General features: G+C 59.2%; 3 protein-coding genes. 1 reads left to right on the forward strand and 2 read right to left on the reverse strand.

Going from position 1 to position 1,215, the window contains the following annotated elements; all coding sequences use genetic code 11:
- Window positions 1-13: 13 nt before the first annotated feature.
- Window positions 14-289 (reverse strand): mercury resistance system periplasmic binding protein MerP, encoded by a 276-nt coding sequence (gene merP, locus C9E89_RS22660; protein ID WP_004178136.1) that lies wholly within the window; start codon window positions 287-289, stop codon window positions 14-16.
- A gap of 13 nt (window positions 290-302) precedes the next feature.
- Window positions 303-653, reverse strand: coding sequence for a mercuric ion transporter MerT (gene merT, locus C9E89_RS22665; RefSeq protein WP_001294659.1), 351 nt, complete (start codon window positions 651-653; stop codon window positions 303-305).
- Window positions 654-724: 71 nt separating this feature from the next.
- Between merT and merR the strand changes: the two genes are divergently transcribed.
- Complete coding sequence (gene merR, locus C9E89_RS22670) at window positions 725-1,180, forward strand: Hg(II)-responsive transcriptional regulator (RefSeq protein ID WP_001166626.1); 456 nt, start codon at window positions 725-727, stop codon at window positions 1,178-1,180.
- The last annotated feature ends 35 nt before the right edge of the window (window positions 1,181-1,215 follow it).

Below are 1,215 nucleotides of genomic sequence, written 5' to 3' on the forward strand. Positions count from 1 at the left end.
TTCGGTTAACGGATCAGCGTTTGAGGCTGGACGGATAGCCCGCGTCCTCGGTCGCCTTGGTCAACTTCTGGACGTTGGTCTTGGCATCGTCGAAGGTGACGACGGCCTGGCGCTTGTCGAAACTTACGTCGGTCTTGCTCACGCCCTCAACCTTGGAAAGCGCGTGCTTGACAGTGATCGGGCAAGAGGCGCAGGTCATGCCAGGCACGGACAGCGTTACGGTCTGAGTGGCGGCGAACACGGGGGCAACGAAAGCGGCGAGAGCGAGGGAGGCAAACAGCTTTTTCATGATGAACTCCTGATTAGTAGAAAAATGGCATGACGTAGGGAAAACCAAGCGCGACCAAGACCAACACGGCGACGAACCAGAAAATGAGCTTGTAGGTGGTGCGCACTTGCGGAATCGCGCACACCTCGCCCGGCTTGCAGGCTGCGGTCGGTCGGACGATGCGCCGCCAGGCAAAGAACAGTGCAACCAGCGCCGCGCCGATGAAGATCGGCCGATACGGCTCCAATACCGTCAGGTTGCCGATCCATGCCCCGCTGAACCCCAAGGCGATCAAAACCAGCGGCCCCAGGCAGCAGGCCGACGCAAGAATGGCGGCCAGCCCACCGGCGAAGAGCGCGCCGCGCCCGTTTTGTGGTTCAGACATACGCTTGTCCTTTCAAATTTGGTTTGGATAGCTTAAGCTTACTTCCGTAGTTATGTACGGAGTCAAGCGATATGCAAATTAATTTTGAGAATCTGACCATTGGCGTTTTTGCCAAGGCGGCCGGGGTCAATGTGGAGACCATCCGGTTCTACCAGCGCAAGGGCCTGCTGCCGGAGCCAGACAAGCCCTATGGCAGCATTCGCCGCTATGGCGAGGCGGATGTAACACGAGTGCGGTTCGTGAAATCGGCCCAGCGGCTGGGCTTTAGCCTGGACGAAATCGCCGAGCTACTGCGGCTGGAGGATGGCACCCATTGCGAGGAAGCCAGCGGCCTGGCCGAGCACAAGCTCAAGGATGTGCGCGAGAAGATGGCCGACTTGGCACGCATGGAGGCCGTGCTGTCTGAACTGATGTGCGCCTGCCATGCGCGGAAAGGGAACGTTTCCTGCCCGCTGATTGCGTCACTGCAAGACGGAACGAAGCTCGCTGCATCGGCGCGGGGGAGTCACGGGGTGACTACGCCTTAGCGTGCTTTATTTTCCGAATTCTGAGACGACCCCAT

The sequence above is a fragment of the Acinetobacter sichuanensis genome, assembly GCF_003024515.2.
Taxonomy (GTDB): domain Bacteria; phylum Pseudomonadota; class Gammaproteobacteria; order Pseudomonadales; family Moraxellaceae; genus Acinetobacter; species Acinetobacter sichuanensis.

What these genes read in the sequence shown, in the direction of transcription:
- merR (WP_001166626.1), top strand. Translation starts at nt 725, where the DNA reads ATGCAAATTAATTTTGAGAATCTGACCATTGGCGTTTTTGCCAAGGCG.
- merP (WP_004178136.1), bottom strand. Translation starts at nt 289, where the DNA reads ATGAAAAAGCTGTTTGCCTCCCTCGCTCTCGCCGCTTTCGTTGCCCCC.
- merT (WP_001294659.1), bottom strand. Translation starts at nt 653, where the DNA reads ATGTCTGAACCACAAAACGGGCGCGGCGCGCTCTTCGCCGGTGGGCTG.